Here is a 16,937-nt window from a genome sequence, read left to right as displayed (position 1 = left end):
GGGCTGAAGCCCCTCCTACAAGAGCAGAGTTATCCCCAACCCGGGCCAGCCACTATCATTCGCCCATGACCCCCTCCGCGCCCGCCCGCGACACCATCGCCGCCATCGCCACCGCGCCCGGCGCCGGCGGCGTCGGCATCGTGCGCCTGTCCGGCGCGAACGCGCGCGCGATCGCCGAAGCCATGAGCGGCCGTACGCTGCAGCCGCGCCACGCGCATTACGTGCGCTTCACTGACGCGGCCGGCGACACCCTCGACGACGGCATCGCGCTCTACTTCGCCGCGCCGGCCAGCTACACCGGCGAGGACGTGGCCGAGCTGCAGGCGCACGGCGGTCCGGCCCTGCTCGAAGAACTGCTCGCACGCGCCTGCGCGCTGGGCGCGCGCCGCGCGCGGCCGGGCGAGTTCAGCGAACGCGCATTCCTGGAAGGCCGGCTCGACCTGGCCCAGGCCGAGGCCGTCGCCGACCTGATCGCAGCCGCCGACGCGCGCGCGGCGCGGGCGGCGCGGCGCGCCCTCGATGGCGAGTTCTCGCGCCGGGTCGAAGCGCTCGCCGGCGACTTGCTGGCGGTGCGCGTGCACGTGGAAGCGGCGATCGACTTCGCCGATGAACCCATCGACACCCTCGGCGGCGGCGCCCTGCGCGAGCGCCTCGCCGGCGCCGCGCGCGCGCTGGACGATTTGCTCGCCGCGGCCGAACGCGGCCGCCGCCTGCGCGACGGTTTGCATGCGGTGATCGTCGGCCCGCCCAACGCCGGCAAGAGTTCGCTGTTGAACGCCTTGGCCGGCAGCGAGCGCGCGATCGTCACCGACATCGCCGGCACCACCCGCGACCTGCTGCACGAGACGATCAAGCTCGACGGCGTCGAACTGACCCTGGTCGACACCGCCGGCCTGCGCGACGGCGGCGACGCGATCGAACGCGAAGGCATGCGCCGCGCGCGCGGCGAACTCGACCGCGCCGACCTCGCCATCGTCGTGCTCGACGCGCGCGACCCGCACGGCGGCCTGGCCGCGGTCGCCGATGCGATCGCGCCGGTGCCGGCGCGGTTGTTCGTCTACAACAAGATCGATCTGCTCGAATCGGACTACGACTCGCCGGGCCCGGCCGATGTCGGCGGCGAGGATCGCGTGTTCGTGTCCGCGCAGACCGGCGCGGGACTGGATGCGCTGCATGCGCGTTTGCGCGCGCTGGCGCAGGGCGACGCGGGCGAAGCGATGGAAGGCGCGTTCACGGCGCGGGCGCGGCACGTGGATGCGCTGATCCGTGCCGGCGAAGAACTGAGCGAGGCGCGCGCGCAGCTCGACCACGAGATGCTCGACCTCGCTGCCGAAGCTTTGCGGCAGGCGCACGACGCGCTAGGCGAGATCACCGGGCGGGTGCGCGCAGACGATCTGCTCGGGCATATCTTTTCGAGCTTTTGCATCGGCAAGTGAGGCCGGCATGCGCGCCGTTCGGCAGCGCGAGCCGCGAGTGGTCTCATTGCAGAAGCGATGTTAGGCCGCGACCTTATCGCTGAAGTTGCTTCGCAAGCGTGGTGTCGCGGTCGCGACTTGCGTCGCTCCTACAGTCGCTGCGTTGAAGCGGCGCAAGGCTGTGGATAAAACGAACACGATGATCCTGCCTTCAAGATCGCGACGATCTTGGTGACCTACCTGTAGGAGCGGCGCGAGCCGCGACCGCGTCATCACAGTTGCGTCGTATTGCGGTATCGCAGTCGCGACTTGCGTCGCTCGTACAGTCGCTCGGTGGCGACTAAGCCGCCCGCGGATAGTCCGTGTAGCCTTCCGCGCCGCCGCCGAAATAGCGCGAGCGATCGCCTTCGCTCAACGGCACATCGTGTTGCAGCCGATACGGCAGATCCGGGTTGGCGATGAACGGCCGGCCGAAGCCGATCAGGTCGGCCCAGCCGCGCGCCAATGCGTCCTCGGCGCGCGCCTTGGTGTATTTGCCCGAGTAGATCAACGTGCCGCGGTAGATCAGCCGCAACGCTTCGCGGAAGGCATCGGGCATGCCGGGGGCGTCGTCCCAGTCGGCTTCGGCGATGTGCAGGTAGGCGACGCCGATCTCGTCGAGCAGCTTCGCTGCGGCCAGGTAGGTCGCTTGCGGGGTGTCGTCGACCGCGCCCTGCAGCGTGGTCAGCGGCGCCAGGCGCACGCCGACGCGGTCGGCGCCGATGGCGTCGCTGACGGCCTGTGCGACTTCGCGCAGGAAGCGCAGGCGGTTGCGCAGCGAGCCGCCGTAGGCGTCCTCGCGCGCGTTGGCCTGCGAGTCGATGAACTGGTTGATCAGGTAGCCGTTGGCGCCGTGCAGTTCGATGCCGTCGAAGCCGGCGACGATGGCGTTGCGCGCGGCCTGGGCGTAGTCGGCGACGATGGCGGGGATTTCGTCCAGGCGCAGTGCGCGCGGGGCGGAGTGTTGGACCATGTCGCCGACGCCGGCTTCCGGGCCGCGGCCGTCGAGGTCGACGAACACCTTGACACCTTCGGCCACCAGCGCCGACGACGACACCGGCGCGGCGCCGCCGTCCTGCAGGGCGACGTGGGAGACGCGGCCGACGTGCCAGAGCTGGGCGAAGATGCGTCCGCCGGCGGCGTGCACGGCGTCGGTGACGCGGCGCCAGCCGGCGACTTGCGCGGGCGTGTGGATGCCGGGCGTCCAGGCGTAGCCCTGGCCCTGGCGGCTGATCTGGGTGCCTTCGCTGACGATCAGGCCGGCGCCGGCGCGCTGGGCGTAGTACTGCGCCATCAGTTCGGTGGCGACTTCGCCGCGGCCGGCGCGCGAGCGGGTCATCGGCGGCATGACGATGCGGTTGGGGACGTCGAGGGCGCCGATGCGGTGCGGGGTGAACAACATGGGGGAATCTCGCGGGAGTTGAGGACGATGTGGGACGCGGCGCGCGCGTGGGTAGGCGTCGCGGCGCCGATGTTGTGTTGCGTGGGTGAGGTTGCGGGGCGAACGTGCGCGATGGCGGTCGCGACTCGCGTCGCTCCTACAGGGAGATCGCGTAGCGGCCGCGGCTCGCGTAGGAGCGACGCGAGTCGCGACCGCGAAAACTCAACGGCTGCGCAGCCGCCTCAATCCCACGCCGGCGCCAAACCGTCCGGATCGGTCAAGCGCTCGCCGCGATCCAGCGCCGCGATGCGCTGCATATCCTCATCGTCCAACCGCAGCGAAACCGCGAGCAGATTGCCGGCCAGGTTCTCGCGCTTGGTCGAAGACGGAATCACCGCGTAACCCGACTGCATCGCCCACGCCAACGCCACCTGCGCCGGCGTGGCGCGATGTTTGCCGGCGATATCCACAAGCGTCGGATCGTTCAACACCTTGCCGTAGGCCAGGGTCATGTACGAGGTCAGGCCGATGCCGGCGTCGCGCGCGAACTGCGCGAGCTTGCGGTTCTGCAGGTACGGATGCAGCTCGACCTGGTTGGTGGCGATCTCGTCGGCGCCGACCGCGGCGATCGCGCGCTGCATCAGGTCGATGGTGAAGTTGGACACGCCGATCGCGCGGGTCAGGCCGTCGCGCTTGGCTTGCAGCAGCGCGGCCATGAATTCGTCCACGGCCACCGCGTCGTTCGGCGAGGGCCAGTGGATCAGGGTCAGGTCGACATAGTCGCTGCGCAGCTTGGCGAGGCTTTCGCGCAGGCTGGGAATCAGCCGTTCGCGCGGGAGGTTGTCGATCCAGATCTTGGTGGTGAGGTACACCTCGCCACGCGCCACGCCGCTGTCGGCGAGGGCCTGGCCGACTTGCGCTTCGTTGCCGTAGATCTGCGCGGTGTCGATGGCGCGGTAGCCCAGTTCCAGGCCGGTGCGGACGGAATCGATGACGGTCTGGTCCTTGAGGCGGAAGGTGCCGAGGCCGAAGGCGGGGACGTTCATGTGGATATCTCCGGAAAACGAGGGGAACGAATCAGTGCGCGGCGACGGCGATGCCGTCGCCGCGGTCGACGAGGCCGTCGCGGCGATCCAGGCGGCCGCTGAGCGCGGTCAGGCCGAACGCGGCGAACACCACCAGCGCGGCGATCCACGGCGTGTGCGCCAAGCCGAGGCGGGCGACGACCTGGCCGCCGGCCCAGGCGCCGCCGGCGACGCCGAGGTTGAACGCGGCGATGTTGAAACCGGCGGCGGTGTCGACCGCCTGCGGCGCGTAGCGCTGCGCCTGCTTGACCACATACACCTGCAGGCCGGGCACGTTGCCGAACGCGACCGCGCCCCAGGCCAGCGCTGTGAGTACCACCAACCACGGGCTGTGCGCGGTGAAGGTCAGCGCCAGCAACACCGCGGCGAGCAGGGCGAAGATGGTCTTGAGCGCCTTCACCGGGCCCTGGCGGTCGGCCAGGCGTCCGCCCCAGACGTTGCCGACCGCGACCGACACGCCGTAGGCCAGCAGCACTGCGCCGACCAAATTCGGGCTCAGGCCGGCGATGTCCTGCAGGATCGGGGCGAGGAAGGTGAAGGCGATCAGCGAGCCGCCGTAGCCGACCGCGGTCATCGCGTAGACCAGCAGCAGGCGCGGCTGCAGCAGCAGCGCCGCCTGCTGGCGCAGCGGCGCCGGTGCGGCGTGGGCGATTCGCCGCGGCACGAACAGTGCGCTGCCGACCAGCGCGATCAGGCCGAAGCCGGCGACGGCGAGGAAGGTCGAACGCCAACCGAAGTGCTGGCCGAGGAAGGTGCCCAGCGGGATGCCGGTGACGAAGGCCACGGTCATGCCGCTGAACATGGTGGCGATGGCGCTGGCGGCCTTGTCCTTCGACACCAGGCCGGTGGCGATGATCGAGCCGACCGAGAAGAACACGCCGTGGGCCAGGCCGGTGAGCACGCGCGCGACGATCAAGGTGGCGTAGCCCGGCGCCAGCCAGGCGACCACGTTGCCGACGGTGAACAAGGCCATCAGGCCGACCAGCAGCGCCTTGCGCGGGACCCGCGCGGTCAGGGCGGTCAGCAGCGGTGCGCCGATCGCGACCGCCAGCGCGTACAGGCTGACCAGCAGGCCGGCCGAGGGCAGGTCGACGCGCAGATCGGCGGCCAGGGTGGGGATCAGGCCGACGATGACGAACTCGGTGGTGCCGATGGCGAAGGCGCCGAGGGTCAGGGCCAACAGGGCGAGGGGCATGGCGGGCATCCGGGGGGCCGAGGGATTCGGCGATTCGCGATGCGCAGTGTCGGCCGGTCGTCCTTGCCGAAAAATATGGTTTTCGGCGAATTACATTTGACTTCAAGTCAAATATTTAGCCCCAGCCGCTTGTGGATAACGCCCGCGGGCCGTCGTTTCCGCGGCCCGCGCGCCGGCGCCGAAGCCTTGCCCGGCGCGGGAATGCGCCGGGTGCGGCCGACCCGGGCAGGCTGTGGATAAAAGCCGGGGCAATTGCGGCCACCGCCGCCGCGTGCCGGCGCGCGGCGATGGCCCCTGACCTGTGGACAAGTCCGGGGCCGGGGCGGGTTCAGCCCTTGGCGGCGTCGACCGCCATCACCAGCAGCAGCCCGCCGAACAGAACGACCGCCGCGAACAGCGCGGCGAAGAAGATCTTGACCCAGCTGTAGGGCCGCTCGCCGGCCAGCGCGCCGGTGTAGCCGTTGGCCAGCACCTGATAGTTGCGCGAGCCGTAGGTGTAGCTGACCAGCCACACCGGCACCAGCACGTGCTTGAAAGTGCGCCGGCTCAGGGTCGCGTCGACCTGCAGGTTGCGCTGGGTGTCGCCGGGGACCTCCGCCGAGCAGGCGTCGCGGGTGCGTTCGCGCATCTGCGCCTCGCCGCGCTGGGCGGCCTGGCGCAGGTCCACCTGGTAGCGCTCCACGGTCCAGCCGCGCACGAACTCCGGCGAGTACGGCGAAAGGTCGGTGGCGGTGGGGAAGTCGCCGATCTTCTGCAGCAGGTCCGCGTGCACGCCGACCGTGCCGGGCACCAGCTCGTCGTTGAAGAACAGCTGCAGCGCGCCCGAGGCCGGCTCCCAGCGGACCTTGCGCACCTCGCGGGTCTTGCGCTCGCCGTTCTCGGTGTAGCTCTCGGTGACGTAGTAGTAATGCCCGGCCTCGGCGGTCCAGCGCGCGGACACGTCGGCGTCGAAGGTCCAGTACGGCAGGTACACGCCCTTGAGCGTATCGGTCAGCGCCGCGGTCTTGAGCCGGTTCGGCGCGAACCAGCGGGTGCCGTACCACTTGCGGATCGCCTCGCGCACCTGGCCGTCGCTGACCTTGAACGGCAGCAGGCTTTCCGGGGTGATCGCATCGCCGAGCGACTCGTGGTCGATGATCGAGGGCGAGCCGCAGAACTCGCAGCGGTCGGCGACCTTGCCGTCGACGAACACCGAGATCGCGTGGCAGCTCTGGCACTGCACCTCGCGCCGCTGCGCGCCGTAGCCGCGCTGCTCGGGCGGGGTCGCGGCCATGCTGTGCAGCAGGTCGATCGCGCCGCCGTTGCGCGAGCCCTTGAGCTCGAACTCGCCGCTCGGGCTGCTGGCCTTCACGCTCCAGCTGCTGGCGCCGACCGGCGCGCCGCCGGACGTGCGCGCCAGCCGCTCGATGGTGGCGTGGATCGCGGCGAGGTCGGGGTCCTGCGCGGCGGCCGCGCTCGCGGCCGCCGCGTCAGTGCGCGCGGATTCGGGCGGCAGCCGCGCCAGCGCCTGCTCCAGATCGTGTTCGACGATCTGCGCGCTGCCGTCGCCGGCGCCCTGCGGCGCCTGCGCCAGCGGCACCACCGTGCCGCAGTACGGGCAGGCCAGCGCCTGCTTGGCCGCATTCCATTGCAGGTCGCCGCCGCATTCGGGGCAGGGACGCTTGCCGACGGTGGCGTTGTCCATCAGCCGCGCAGGAATTCTTCGAGCGCGGACTTGGCGATGCGGGTCGCGTTGCCGATCTTGCGCGCCTTGAGGTCGCCGGCGGCGATCGCCGCCATCACGTCCTCGACCGAAACGCCGAGCGCGCCGGCGGCCTGCTCGGGCGTGAGCACTTCCAGCCCGGCGCCGGCCGGCGCGGCGTCCGCGGCCGCCGCGGCGGGCGCCGCAGCCTGCGGCGCGCCCTGCATGCCGCGCATCATTTCCTGGGCGATGCCGAAGCCGACCGCCATCTGCGCCGGCACCGCGGCCGAGGCGTCGCCGCCCTGGCCCATCGCGCTGCCCATCTGGAACTTGACGTAGTCGTTGAGGTTGCCGACCGCGCTCATGCTCGAACGCGCGTCGATGGCCTTCTCCACGTCCGGCGGCACCGACACGTTCTCCAGCACGAACGAGGTGATCTCGATGCCGTACTTGGAGGTCATCGCCGGGTTGATCACCGGCAGCAGCGCGTCGCCGAGTTCGCTGTAGCGCGAGGCCACGTCCAGCGCCGGCACCTTGGCGGTCGCCAGGGCCTCGGTGAACACGCTGACGATGCGCGAACGCATGGTGTCGGCGAATTCGTCGAGGCGGAAATTCTGGTCGGTGCCGGCCACTTCGCGCAGGAACCGGGGCGGGTCGACGATGCGGAAATCGTAGGTGCCGAACGCGCGCAGGCGGACCACGCCGAAGTCGGCGTCGCGCATCATCACCGGGTTGGCGGTGCCCCACTTGTTGCCGGTGAACAAACGGGTGTTGAGGAAGTAGACATCGCACTTGAACGGCGAATCGAAGCCGTACTTCCAACCCAGGATCGTCGACAGGACCGGGATGTTCTCGGTCTTGAGGGTGTGCTTGCCGGGGCCGAACAGGTCGGCGTACTGGCCGGCGGCGACGAACTGGACCTGCTGCGACTCGCGCACGATCAGCTGCGCGCCGTTCTTGATCTCCTTGTCGTCGTCCGGATAGCGGTAGGAGAGGGTGTCGCGCGAGTCATCGGTCCACTCGATGATCTCCAGCAGTTCGCCCTTGATGAAACCCAGAATGCTCATGGTGCCGCTCCCGCTTCCTGCCTGTGGTGCGGCCGATTCTAAGACAGCCGGTTCGCGCGCCGCATGCGCTCGCGCCCGCCGGTGCCCGGACGCGGCTGCCGGGGCGGCGCGATGGCGGTCGCGGCGGTCGGCCCGGCGTCGGCCCGGCCGGCGCCGGGCGGTGCCGCGCCGCCACGCCAGGCGGCGTGCGAGGCCGGGCCGATGCGGCGTCGAACCACATCGATTCCATGCCCGTTCGCGCCGCGGCCGCGCGGCGTCCATCCGCGGCCGCACAAGGTACCGCCGCGGGCCGCGAGCAAGCGCGAGAACTGTGGCGACGGTCGCGCGCGCCGCCGCGAACCGACACACCCGGTATCGGTGCGCCCCGCGATGGATGGCACACTCGGCCCCTGACGCCCATCGCGGGGGCCGCGGCAACCTGAATGCTTGACAAACGCGGCTCGCTGGCGCGTTCTATCCGGCGTGCGCCCGGCCCCGTATCGGACGGGGACTCGCGTACTTCAGGGGAGCTTTTATCGATGATCGCCAATAACGACCGGCATTACAGCCGGCTGTCCGCTGTGAAGCAGGTGTCCGCCGTTTTCGCGCTCGGATGCGCGCTGGCGGCCTGCGGTAAGAAAGAAGAAGCCGCCCCGGCCGCGCCGGAGCAGGCCGCGCCGAACGCCGCCGCGCCGGCGGTGAATGCGAGCAACGCCGTTTCGGCCAAGGTCTCGGCCCTGACGGTGGACCAGTTGCGCGATGCCGCGCGCAAGGCGTACGCGGAAAACCGCCTGTACGCGCCGGCCGAAGACAATGCGGTGGAGTACTACCTGGCCCTGCGCGAGAAGGCGCCGGCCGATGCGGTCGCCTCCAGCGCCCTGACCGACCTGCTGCCGATGACGGTGATCGCTACCGAGCAGAGCATCGGCCGCGAGGATTTCAGCGAAGCCCAGCGCCTGTCGGCGCTGATCGAACGCGCCGACCCGCAGCACCCGGCCCTGGCCCGGCTCAAGGCCTCCATCGGCGCCGCCCAGCTGGCGGTGACCAAGCGCGCCGAGCAGGAAAAGCTCACCGCCGAGGACCAGGCGCGCAAGCAGGCCGAGCTGGAGAAGCAGCGCCTGGCCCAGCAGCAGCAACAGCAGCAGCAGGCCGCGCAGCAGCTGGCGACCCAGCAGGCCGCCGAGCGCCAGGCCGCGACCCAGCGCGCGGCCGAGCAACGCGCCGCCGAACAGCGTGCGGCCGAGCAGCGCGCCGCCGCGCCGGCCGCCGCGCCGGAACGTCCGGCCCCGGCGCCGGCCGCGCCGAGCGCCCCGGCCGCCGCGCCGAGCGAACTGCGTGCGGTCTCGACCCCGGCCCCGCGCTACCCGCCCGACGCGCTGCGCGCCGGCACCTCCGGCGAGGTCCAGGTCGAGTTCACCGTCGGCACCGACGGCTCGGTCACCGCCGCGCGCGTGGTCCGCGCCAACCCGCCGCGCGTGTTCGACCGCGAAGCGGTCAACGCGGTGCGCAAGTGGCGTTTCCAGCCGGTGGCCGCGCCGGTCACCACGCGCCGCACGATCGGGTTCAACCCGGGCGGTTGATCGCCGCGGGCGGCACCGAAGCGAAACGAAAAAGCCCGGCGCACGCCGGGCTTTTTCTTGGGAGAAGGCCTGCTTTTGTGGGAGGGCCTTCAGGCCCGATGCTTTTGTTTCAGGTCGCGGCGATCGGATCGAAGAGCGTCGGGCCTGAAGGCCCTCCCACAGGAGGCCTGCAGCGGGCCTGGGCAGCAGGCCCGCACAGCAGGCCCGCGACGGATCAGCCCGAAATCGCCAGCCGCTCGTTGTGGTAGCGCCGCACCGCCGCGATCCACAGCAGCGCCGCCAGGCCGAAGCCGCAGGCCAGGTACATCGCCCAGGTCCGGCCGTCGATGGCTTCGCCGCGGATCACCTTGAGCAGCAACTGGTTCTGCGCCAGGAACGGGACTGCGAACTGCCACAGCTGGGTCTTGAGCGGATTGACCATCAGCACGAAGGTCGGCAGTAGCGGCAGCAGCATCAGCCAGGTCACGTGGCTCTGCGCTTCCTTCAGGCTCTTGGCCGCGGCCGACAGATAGGTCAGCAGCGCGGTGCCGATGAACGACATCGGCAGCAGGATCAGCAGCATCTTGCCGATCGAGTACAGGCTGACGTCGAGCATGCGTCCGATCCCGCTGCTCATCTGCGCGCTGAGCTTGAACGCGAGCAGGGTCAGCAGCAGCGAGAACAATCCCAGCACGCAGGCCGCGGCGATCTTGCCGCTGACGATCGCCGAGCGCGGCGCCGGCGTGGCCAGCAGCGGCTCCAGCGATTGCCGTTCGCGCTCGCCGGCGGTGGCGTCGATGATCAAGAACGCGCCGCCGGCGAAGGAAGTCATGATCAGCAGGTACGGCAGCAAGGCCGACAGCACCAGCCCGCGCTTGGCCTCGGCGGTGGCGACGTCGCGGTCGGCGACGTTGACCGGCTGGACCACGTTGGCCGAGATCCCGCGCGCCAGCAGCCGCAGCGCGCCGACCTGGCGGCTGTAGCCCTCCAGCGCCGCGTGCAGGCGCCGCGCCGGGATGTCGGCGTCGCGGCGGGTGCTGTCCTGGACGATCTCCACCAGCGCCGGTTGCCCGGCCTTCCAGTCCTTGGCGAAGTCGGCCGAGACGATCAGGCCGACGTCGTGGTCCTGGTCGCGCACCGCCGCGTCCATGTCTCTGGGCGCGGGCACGGCGACGATGTTCTGGGTGGCCAGGAACTTGATCAGGTTCGGCGCGTGCTCGGCGCCGCGCACCGGCACCTTGAGCGCGCTGTCGAGCTGGGTGCGGGCGCGGTTCTCGGCCAGCGAGCCCATGCCCAGCATCAGCAGCGGATACAGCAGCGGGCCCATCAGCAGGGTGATGGCGAGGGTGCGGCGGTCGCGCGAGATGTCGCGCAGTTCCTTGCGCACCACCGACCAGAAAGCGGCGAAGGCGTGGGTCTTCATGCGTGCAGGCCCTCGTCGCTGCCGATCGCCTTGACGAAGGCGTCTTCCAGGTTGTCCTCGCCGGTGTGCGCGCGCAGTTCGTCGGCGGTGCCGGCGGCGACGACCTGGCCCTTGGCGATGATCACGATGCGGTCGCACAGCGCGGCGACCTCTTGCATGATGTGGCTGGAGAAGATCACGCAGCGTCCTTCTTCGCGCAGTCCGCGCAGGAATCCGCGCATCGCGCGGGTGGTCATGACGTCCAGGCCGTTGGTGGGCTCGTCCAGGATCACGTTGCGCGGGTCGTGCACCAGCGCGCGGGCGATCGCGGTCTTGGTGCGCTGGCCTTGCGAGAAGCCTTCGGTCTGGCGGTCGAGGATGTCGCCCATGTCCAGCGCCTTGGCCAGCGCTGCGGTGCGCTGTTCGATCTGGGCGCGGCCCAGGCCGTGCAGTTCGCCGAAGTAGGCGATGTTCTCGCGCGCGGTCAGGCGCTTGTACACGCCGCGCGCGTCGGGCAGCACGCCCAGCGCGCGTCGCACCGCGGCGGGGTCCTTGGCCGCGTCGACGCCGTCCACGCGCACCTCGCCGCGGTCGGGGCGCATCAGTGTGTAGAGCATGCGCAAGGTGGTGGTCTTGCCGGCGCCGTTGGGCCCGAGCAGGCCGGTGATCTGGCCGTCGCGCGCTTCGAAGTCGACGCCTTGCACGGCGGCGACGGTGCCGGTCTTGGTCTTGAAGGATTTATGCAGGTCGTGGGCGGTGATCATGGCGGCCTTGAGAGAAAGGGGAGCGAAGGGAAAGAAGGACTCGGGGAACCCGGGAGACGCGATCGCGGCTGCGATGCCGGGCGATGCGGGGCGCGTAGCGGAGGCATGCCGATCCCGCCATTCCCCGTTCGCCGCGGTCTCCTCGTTCCCTGGCCTTCAACTCACGGTTCCCACCCATTGAAGGAAACGAACGGCGGCACATAGCCCAGCGCGTCCAGGCAGCGCGCGTCGAGCTTCTTGGCGTCGGCGCTCTCCAGGAACTGGCCGAGCAGCTTCGGCGCGCAGCCGATGCGCAGGGTGCTGTGGCCCTGGCCGCGCAGGATCAGGTGGCGGCCGTTGGGCAGGTGCTTGAGCACCTGGTCGCCGTAGCGCGGCGGGGTCACCGGGTCGAGTTCGCCCGACAGCAGCAGCACCGGCACGTCCGAGCGCAGCGGTTCGTGGAAGTTCTTCGGCCGCGCGCCGGTCGGCCACGCCTTGCACTGGGCGGTGAGCGCGTCGGTCATCGCCGCGCCGAGCACGGTGTCCTTGTCGGCCGGGTCGGCGACGAACAGGTCGGCGTCCTCGGCGCAACTCACCGACAGCTGCATGCCGTAGTTGATCTCCTCGCTGAGCTGGCCGCCGATCATCTTCGACAGCGCCAGCAGCGGCGCGTAGCGGCCCTGGTCGGCCTCCGACAGCACCAGCGGCAGCAGCGAGGCGGCCTCGGGCTGGTAGGAGAACATGCGCGTGAGCATCGCCACGTGGCCGGCGGTGACGCGTTCGCGGCCGGGCTCGCCGGTGGACGGGTCGCGGTAGTCGACCTCGACCGGATCGGCCTGCAGCCGCGCCATCAGCTGGCGCAGCTGCTCGCGCGGGGCGGCGCCGAAACGGCTGCGGCAGGCCGCAGTCTGCTGGCACAGCTTGAACTGCTGGGCCAGCGCGGCGTCGAGGTTGCGCGCGTGCTCGGTGCCCAGCACCAGTTCGTTGGGCACCACGCCGTCGAGGACCACCGCGCGGGTGTGCTGGGGATAGCGCCCGGCGTACTGCTGGGCGACGCGGGTGCCGTAGGAGACGCCGACCAAGTCGATCTTGGCCGCGCCGATCGCCGCGCGCACCGCGTCGAGGTCGGCGATGGCGTCGGTGGTGGTGAAGCGGCGCGCGTCGACTTTCAGGTTCTGCGCGCAGCGCCGCACCGCGGCGAGCGAGTCGGCCATGATCGCGGCTTCGTCGCGCTCGCCGGCGTCGTCGGGCACCGCCTCGGCGCACGTCAGCGGCGAGGACTTGCCGGTGCCGCGCTGGTCCACCAGCACGATGCTGCGGCGCTTGCGCACGTCGCGGAAGGACGAATCCACCGACGGCCAGCTCGCCACCGCGGCCTGGCCGGGGCCGCCGGCGAGGAAGAACACCGGGTCGTCGTCGACCGCTGCGTTGTCGGTCGGCGGCAGCCAGGCCAGGTTGAGTTCGATCTGCTTGCCCTTGGGCTCGGCGTGGTTCTCCGGCACCTTGAAGCGCGCGCACTGGGCGGCGATGGTGCCGCTGGCGAACGGCGAGGCCAGGGTGCAGGGTTCGAACGCGATCGCGCCGTAGCGGCGCTTGGGCGCGCTGCCGTCGCCGGCCTGGGCGTCGGCGGCGCGGTCGCAACCGGCCAGGACGCTCGCGGCCGCGAGCGCGGCGATCAACGCGAAGGCCGCGCGCAGCGGCCGGGGGTGCTTGCAAACGATGGGCATGTTCCGTGGTCTCGTCGCCAGGGCGGTGTGCGCCTGCAAGAATGACAGACCACGGTCGTGGGAAGAATGTGACCGCTCGGGGTGGATTTTTTTTGCGGCGACGGGTTTCGCCTTGCGCGGCGCGGCGAGCGGAGCCGAAAGCGGCGGGCCTGAAGGCCCAGCCACAAACGCCCAGGCCCTCCCGCCGCAGCATCGGACCGGCCCGGTCCAGGCTGCGGCGGGAGGGCCTTCAAGCCCGATCGTTTTCTGTCGGCCGGGACGCCCCGGCCGGCCGGCTCACTTGGACGAGACGTACTTCTCGCGCCGGATCTGCGGCACCGGCAGCCCATAGCCCTTGAGCGCCTCGAAACACGCATCGACCATGTTCGGATTGCCGCACAGGTAGGCGATGTCGCCGGCGCCGTCGGGCGCGAATTCGTCGATGAACTGCTGCACGTAGCCGTGGCGCACGTCGGCGTGCGGCTGCGCCGGCAGCTCGCGCGAGAAGCACGGCACGAAGCGGAAGCCCGGCACGCGCTCGGCGAAGGCGCGGAACTCGTCGCCGTACAACAGCTCGGCCGGGGTGCGCGCGCCGAACAGCAGCACCACCTCGATGCCGCGCTCGCGGATCTGCTGCTCCAACTGCGGCAGCATCGCCCGGTACGGGGTCACGCCGGTGCCGGTGGCGATCAGCAGGTAGCGGCGGTTGGCGTCGGCCGGCATCAGGCAGAAGCGGCCGAACGGGCCGCTGGCCTGGACCGTCTCGCCGTCGGCCAGGCCTTCGAACAGCGCGGTGGCGGCGCCGCCGGGCACGTAGCTGACCGCGATCTCCACCGCCTCGCCCGGACCCAGCGCGTGGTCGTGGATGGTCGCCAGCGAATAGCTGCGCTTGGTCGTGGTGCCGTCGGCGTACTGGAAGTGGATCTGGACGAACTGCCCGGGGATGTAGTCCAGCGGCTCGCCGTCGTCGCGCTGGAACACGTAGTGGCCGACGGTCGGCGCGAGCATGCGGCGCGAGACGAGCTTGAGCGGGAATTGCTTCATTGCAGCAGGGTTCTCGATGGGCCCCCGGCCGGAGCCGGACGGGCGCGGAAAGGGGTCCGGCCGCGCCGGGGTGCGGGCGAAGCGCCCGTCTGCGCAAAATGCCGGCCGGACGGCGCCCGGGCGCTGCGCGAATCCGGGATTCGCAACAGTCTGTGGCCGGAGTGCCGCCGCGCGGCCGCCTATACTAAGCCATTCGCCGCGAGGCCCGCGGCCAGCGACCGAGACCCTCCCGCAATGACCCAGCTAACGGCCCCCGCCACGGGCCCTCGACCGGCCACGTCCGGCACCGCCACGGTCGCCGCCCCCGCCCGCGCCGACGCCGTCCCCGCCCTGCGCGTGCGCGAGCTGCGCAAGACCTACGACAACAAGGTCCAGGCGCTCAAGGGCGTGTCCCTGGACGTCGCCGAAGGCGACTTCTTCGCCCTGCTCGGCCCCAACGGCGCCGGCAAGTCCACCCTGATCGGCATCGTCAGCTCGCTGGTCAACCTCAGCGAGGGCTCGGTGGAGATCTTCGGCACCGACCTGCAGCGCCGGCGCGACCAGGCCATGCGCCTGATCGGCCTGGTGCCGCAGGAAATCAACTTCAACATGTTCGAGAAGCCGCTCGACATCCTGGTCAACTACGCCGGCTTCTACGGCGTGCCGCGCGAGCAGGCGCTGGCGCGCGCCGAAGAGGAACTCAAGCGCGCGCAGCTGTGGGACAAGGCCGACAAGATGAGCCGCACCCTGTCGGGCGGCATGAAGCGCCGGCTGATGATCGCGCGGGCGATGATGACCCGGCCGCGCCTGCTGATCCTCGACGAGCCCACCGCCGGCGTCGACATCGAGATCCGCCGCGGCATGTGGAAGACCCTGCGCGAGATCAACGCCGCCGGCACCACCATCATCCTCACCACCCATTACCTGGAAGAGGCCGAGAGCCTGTGCCGCAACCTGGCGATCATCGACCAGGGCCGGATCGTGCAGCAGGGCCCGATGAAGGCGCTGCTGGCGATGCTCGACGTGGAAGGCTTCCTGCTCGACATCGACGGCACGCTGCCGGCCGCGCTGCCGCAGATCGAAGGCGCGACCCTGGCCGCCGCCGACGACCACACCCTGGACCTGGAAATGCCGCGCGCGATGGACCTCAACCGGATCTTCGCCGCGCTCGGCGAAGCCGGCATCCGCGTGCGCTCGATGCGCACCAAGTCCAACCGCCTGGAAGAGCTGTTCGTGCGCATGATCGCCCAGCCTTCCGCCGCCGCCACCGGAGGCGCCGCATGAGCACCGACATCCAACCCGCGAGCAGCGCCGAGATTTCGCCGGCGCGCCGCAACCTGACCGCGCTGGGCACCATCGTGCGCCGCGAGGTCACCCGCATCCTGCGCATCTGGGGCCAGACCCTGGTGCCGCCGGCGATCACCATGACCTTGTACTTCCTGATCTTCGGCGGCCTGATCGGCTCGCGCATCGGCGACATGGGCGGCTACAGCTACATGGAGTTCATCGTCCCCGGCCTGGTGATGATGAGCGTGATCCAGAACAGCTACGGCAACATCTCCTCGAGCTTCTTCGGCGCCAAGTTCGGCCGCCACGTCGAGGAACTGCTGGTCAGCCCGATGCCGAACTGGGTGATCCTGTGGGGCTACGTCGCCGGCGCGGTGCTGCGCGGGCTGATGGTCGGCGCGATCGTGCTGCTGATCGCGATGTGCTTCACCAAGGTGCGCATCCCGCACCCGCTGGTGACCTTCACCACCGTGCTGCTGGGCGCGACGATCTTCTCGCTGGCGGGCTTCATCAACGCGGTGTACGCGAAGAAGTTCGACGACGTGGCGATCGTGCCGACCTTCATCCTGACCCCGCTGACCTACCTGGGCGGCGTGTTCTATTCGGTCAAGCTGCTGCCGCCGTGGGCCGAAGCGGCGACCCACGCCAACCCGATCTTCTACATGGTCAACGCATTCCGCTACGGCCTGCTCGGCAGCAGCGACGTACCGCCGTGGGTGGCCTACGCGCTGATGCTGGCGTTCGTGGCGGCGTTGTCGTCGCTGGGCTTGTGGCTGCTCAAGCGCGGGATCGGCCTGCGCAGCTGAGGCCGAACGGCGGCGCGGCCGGCTCGCGCCGGCGCCGCTGCAGGTCCTGGCTGGATTCGTATCGCAGACGGCAACGGCGCGAGCTGCGGCCAGGCCAACGCGATCGCTCCGCACTGCATCGACCTATCGAGATTCCGGCAAAAGCCGGAATCTATTTCGCCGTTGCCGTTGCCGTTGCCGTTGCCGTTGCCGTTGCCGTTGCCGTTGCCGTTCGCTCGGACGCAACCTCACGTGAAGCACATGCCCGCAGCCCCGGAGGGCGCGCGCATGGATGCGCGCGCGCGCCATGGGGCAGGATGCCCCTTATGGCGCGGCCCCGCGCCCGGTGCTGGACCTAGTGGCTCTTGATTCGAAAAAAGAATGCACTTTCTTTGGTTACTTTCTTTGTTGCTTTGGACAAAGAAAGTGACCCGGCCGCTTGCGGACGGAAGCTTTGGATCTTCGCTTGTCGTCGAGCGTACGAACACGCAAAGACCGAACCCACCGCGGCACGCCCCCTGTAGGAGCGGCGCAAGCCGCGACCGCGCCATCGCAGCGATTGCGAAGGTTTCGTCGTAGTTGCATTGTCG

At 70.4% G+C, this 16,937-nt stretch carries 13 protein-coding genes; 4 read left to right on the top strand and 9 right to left on the bottom strand.

Annotated elements, in window-relative coordinates:
- The first annotated feature begins 65 nt into the window (after window positions 1-65).
- Complete coding sequence (gene mnmE / locus BLV01_RS22125; RefSeq protein WP_091805260.1) at window positions 66-1,436, top strand: tRNA uridine-5-carboxymethylaminomethyl(34) synthesis GTPase MnmE; 1,371 nt, start codon at window positions 66-68, stop codon at window positions 1,434-1,436.
- A gap of 319 nt (window positions 1,437-1,755) precedes the next feature.
- Here the strand turns inward: mnmE and BLV01_RS22120 are convergent, their stop codons facing one another.
- From BLV01_RS22120 to BLV01_RS22100, 5 genes are all read right to left on the bottom strand, one after another.
- A complete protein-coding gene (locus tag BLV01_RS22120; RefSeq protein ID WP_091805258.1) occupies window positions 1,756-2,856 on the bottom strand; it encodes an alkene reductase in 1,101 nt (366 codons plus the stop codon).
- A 221-nt stretch (window positions 2,857-3,077) separates the two neighbouring features.
- On the bottom strand, window positions 3,078-3,881 hold the full coding sequence (gene dkgB / locus BLV01_RS22115; protein ID WP_091805255.1) for a 2,5-didehydrogluconate reductase DkgB: 804 nt from the start codon (window positions 3,879-3,881) through the stop codon (window positions 3,078-3,080).
- A 31-nt stretch (window positions 3,882-3,912) separates the two neighbouring features.
- Window positions 3,913-5,115, bottom strand: coding sequence for an MFS transporter (locus BLV01_RS22110; RefSeq protein WP_091805380.1), 1,203 nt, complete (start codon window positions 5,113-5,115; stop codon window positions 3,913-3,915).
- A gap of 328 nt (window positions 5,116-5,443) precedes the next feature.
- Entirely contained in the window at window positions 5,444-6,799 is a 1,356-nt protein-coding gene (locus BLV01_RS22105; RefSeq protein WP_091805252.1) for a TFIIB-type zinc ribbon-containing protein, read from the bottom strand.
- Window positions 6,799-7,863 (bottom strand): SPFH and helix-turn-helix domain-containing protein, encoded by a 1,065-nt coding sequence (locus BLV01_RS22100; RefSeq protein ID WP_091805249.1) that lies wholly within the window; start codon window positions 7,861-7,863, stop codon window positions 6,799-6,801. The genes BLV01_RS22105 and BLV01_RS22100 overlap by 1 nt, the downstream gene beginning before the upstream one ends.
- Before the next feature lie 518 nt (window positions 7,864-8,381).
- Between BLV01_RS22100 and BLV01_RS22095 the strand changes: the two genes are divergently transcribed.
- Complete coding sequence (locus BLV01_RS22095) at window positions 8,382-9,422, top strand: energy transducer TonB (protein WP_091805246.1); 1,041 nt, start codon at window positions 8,382-8,384, stop codon at window positions 9,420-9,422.
- 214 nt (window positions 9,423-9,636) lie between these two features.
- Here BLV01_RS22095 and BLV01_RS22090 read toward each other — a convergent pair whose 3' ends face one another.
- The 4 genes from BLV01_RS22090 to BLV01_RS22075 all read right to left on the bottom strand — a co-directional run bounded on the left by BLV01_RS22090 (window position 9,637) and on the right by BLV01_RS22075 (window position 14,296).
- Window positions 9,637-10,824: an ABC transporter permease gene (locus tag BLV01_RS22090; protein ID WP_091805244.1), complete on the bottom strand. Its 1,188-nt coding sequence runs from the start codon at window positions 10,822-10,824 to the stop codon at window positions 9,637-9,639.
- On the bottom strand, window positions 10,821-11,567 hold the full coding sequence (locus BLV01_RS22085; RefSeq protein WP_091805241.1) for an ABC transporter ATP-binding protein: 747 nt from the start codon (window positions 11,565-11,567) through the stop codon (window positions 10,821-10,823). Before BLV01_RS22085 ends, BLV01_RS22090 begins: the two co-directional genes overlap by 4 nt.
- 161 nt (window positions 11,568-11,728) lie before the next feature.
- Window positions 11,729-13,273, bottom strand: a complete 1,545-nt coding sequence (locus tag BLV01_RS22080) for an alpha/beta hydrolase (RefSeq protein ID WP_091805238.1) — start codon at window positions 13,271-13,273, stop codon at window positions 11,729-11,731.
- A gap of 276 nt (window positions 13,274-13,549) precedes the next feature.
- Window positions 13,550-14,296 carry a ferredoxin--NADP reductase gene (locus BLV01_RS22075; RefSeq protein WP_091805235.1) on the bottom strand — a complete coding sequence of 249 codons (747 nt, stop codon included), beginning with the start codon at window positions 14,294-14,296 and terminating at the stop codon, window positions 13,550-13,552.
- 234 nt (window positions 14,297-14,530) lie between these two features.
- Between BLV01_RS22075 and BLV01_RS22070 the strand changes: the two genes are divergently transcribed.
- Together BLV01_RS22070 and BLV01_RS22065 are read left to right on the top strand one after the other, a co-directional pair.
- Window positions 14,531-15,559, top strand: coding sequence for an ABC transporter ATP-binding protein (locus BLV01_RS22070; RefSeq protein ID WP_091805233.1), 1,029 nt, complete (start codon window positions 14,531-14,533; stop codon window positions 15,557-15,559).
- Entirely contained in the window at window positions 15,556-16,368 is an 813-nt protein-coding gene (locus tag BLV01_RS22065) for an ABC transporter permease (RefSeq protein WP_091805230.1), read from the top strand. The genes BLV01_RS22070 and BLV01_RS22065 overlap by 4 nt, the downstream gene beginning before the upstream one ends.
- Window positions 16,369-16,937 lie beyond the last annotated feature (569 nt).

This window comes from Lysobacter sp. yr284, from assembly GCF_900107375.1.
In the GTDB taxonomy this organism is placed as follows: domain Bacteria; phylum Pseudomonadota; class Gammaproteobacteria; order Xanthomonadales; family Xanthomonadaceae; genus Lysobacter.
The sequence above is the reverse complement of the archived record's forward strand: the minus strand, read 5'-3'. Positions and strand labels throughout refer to the sequence as shown.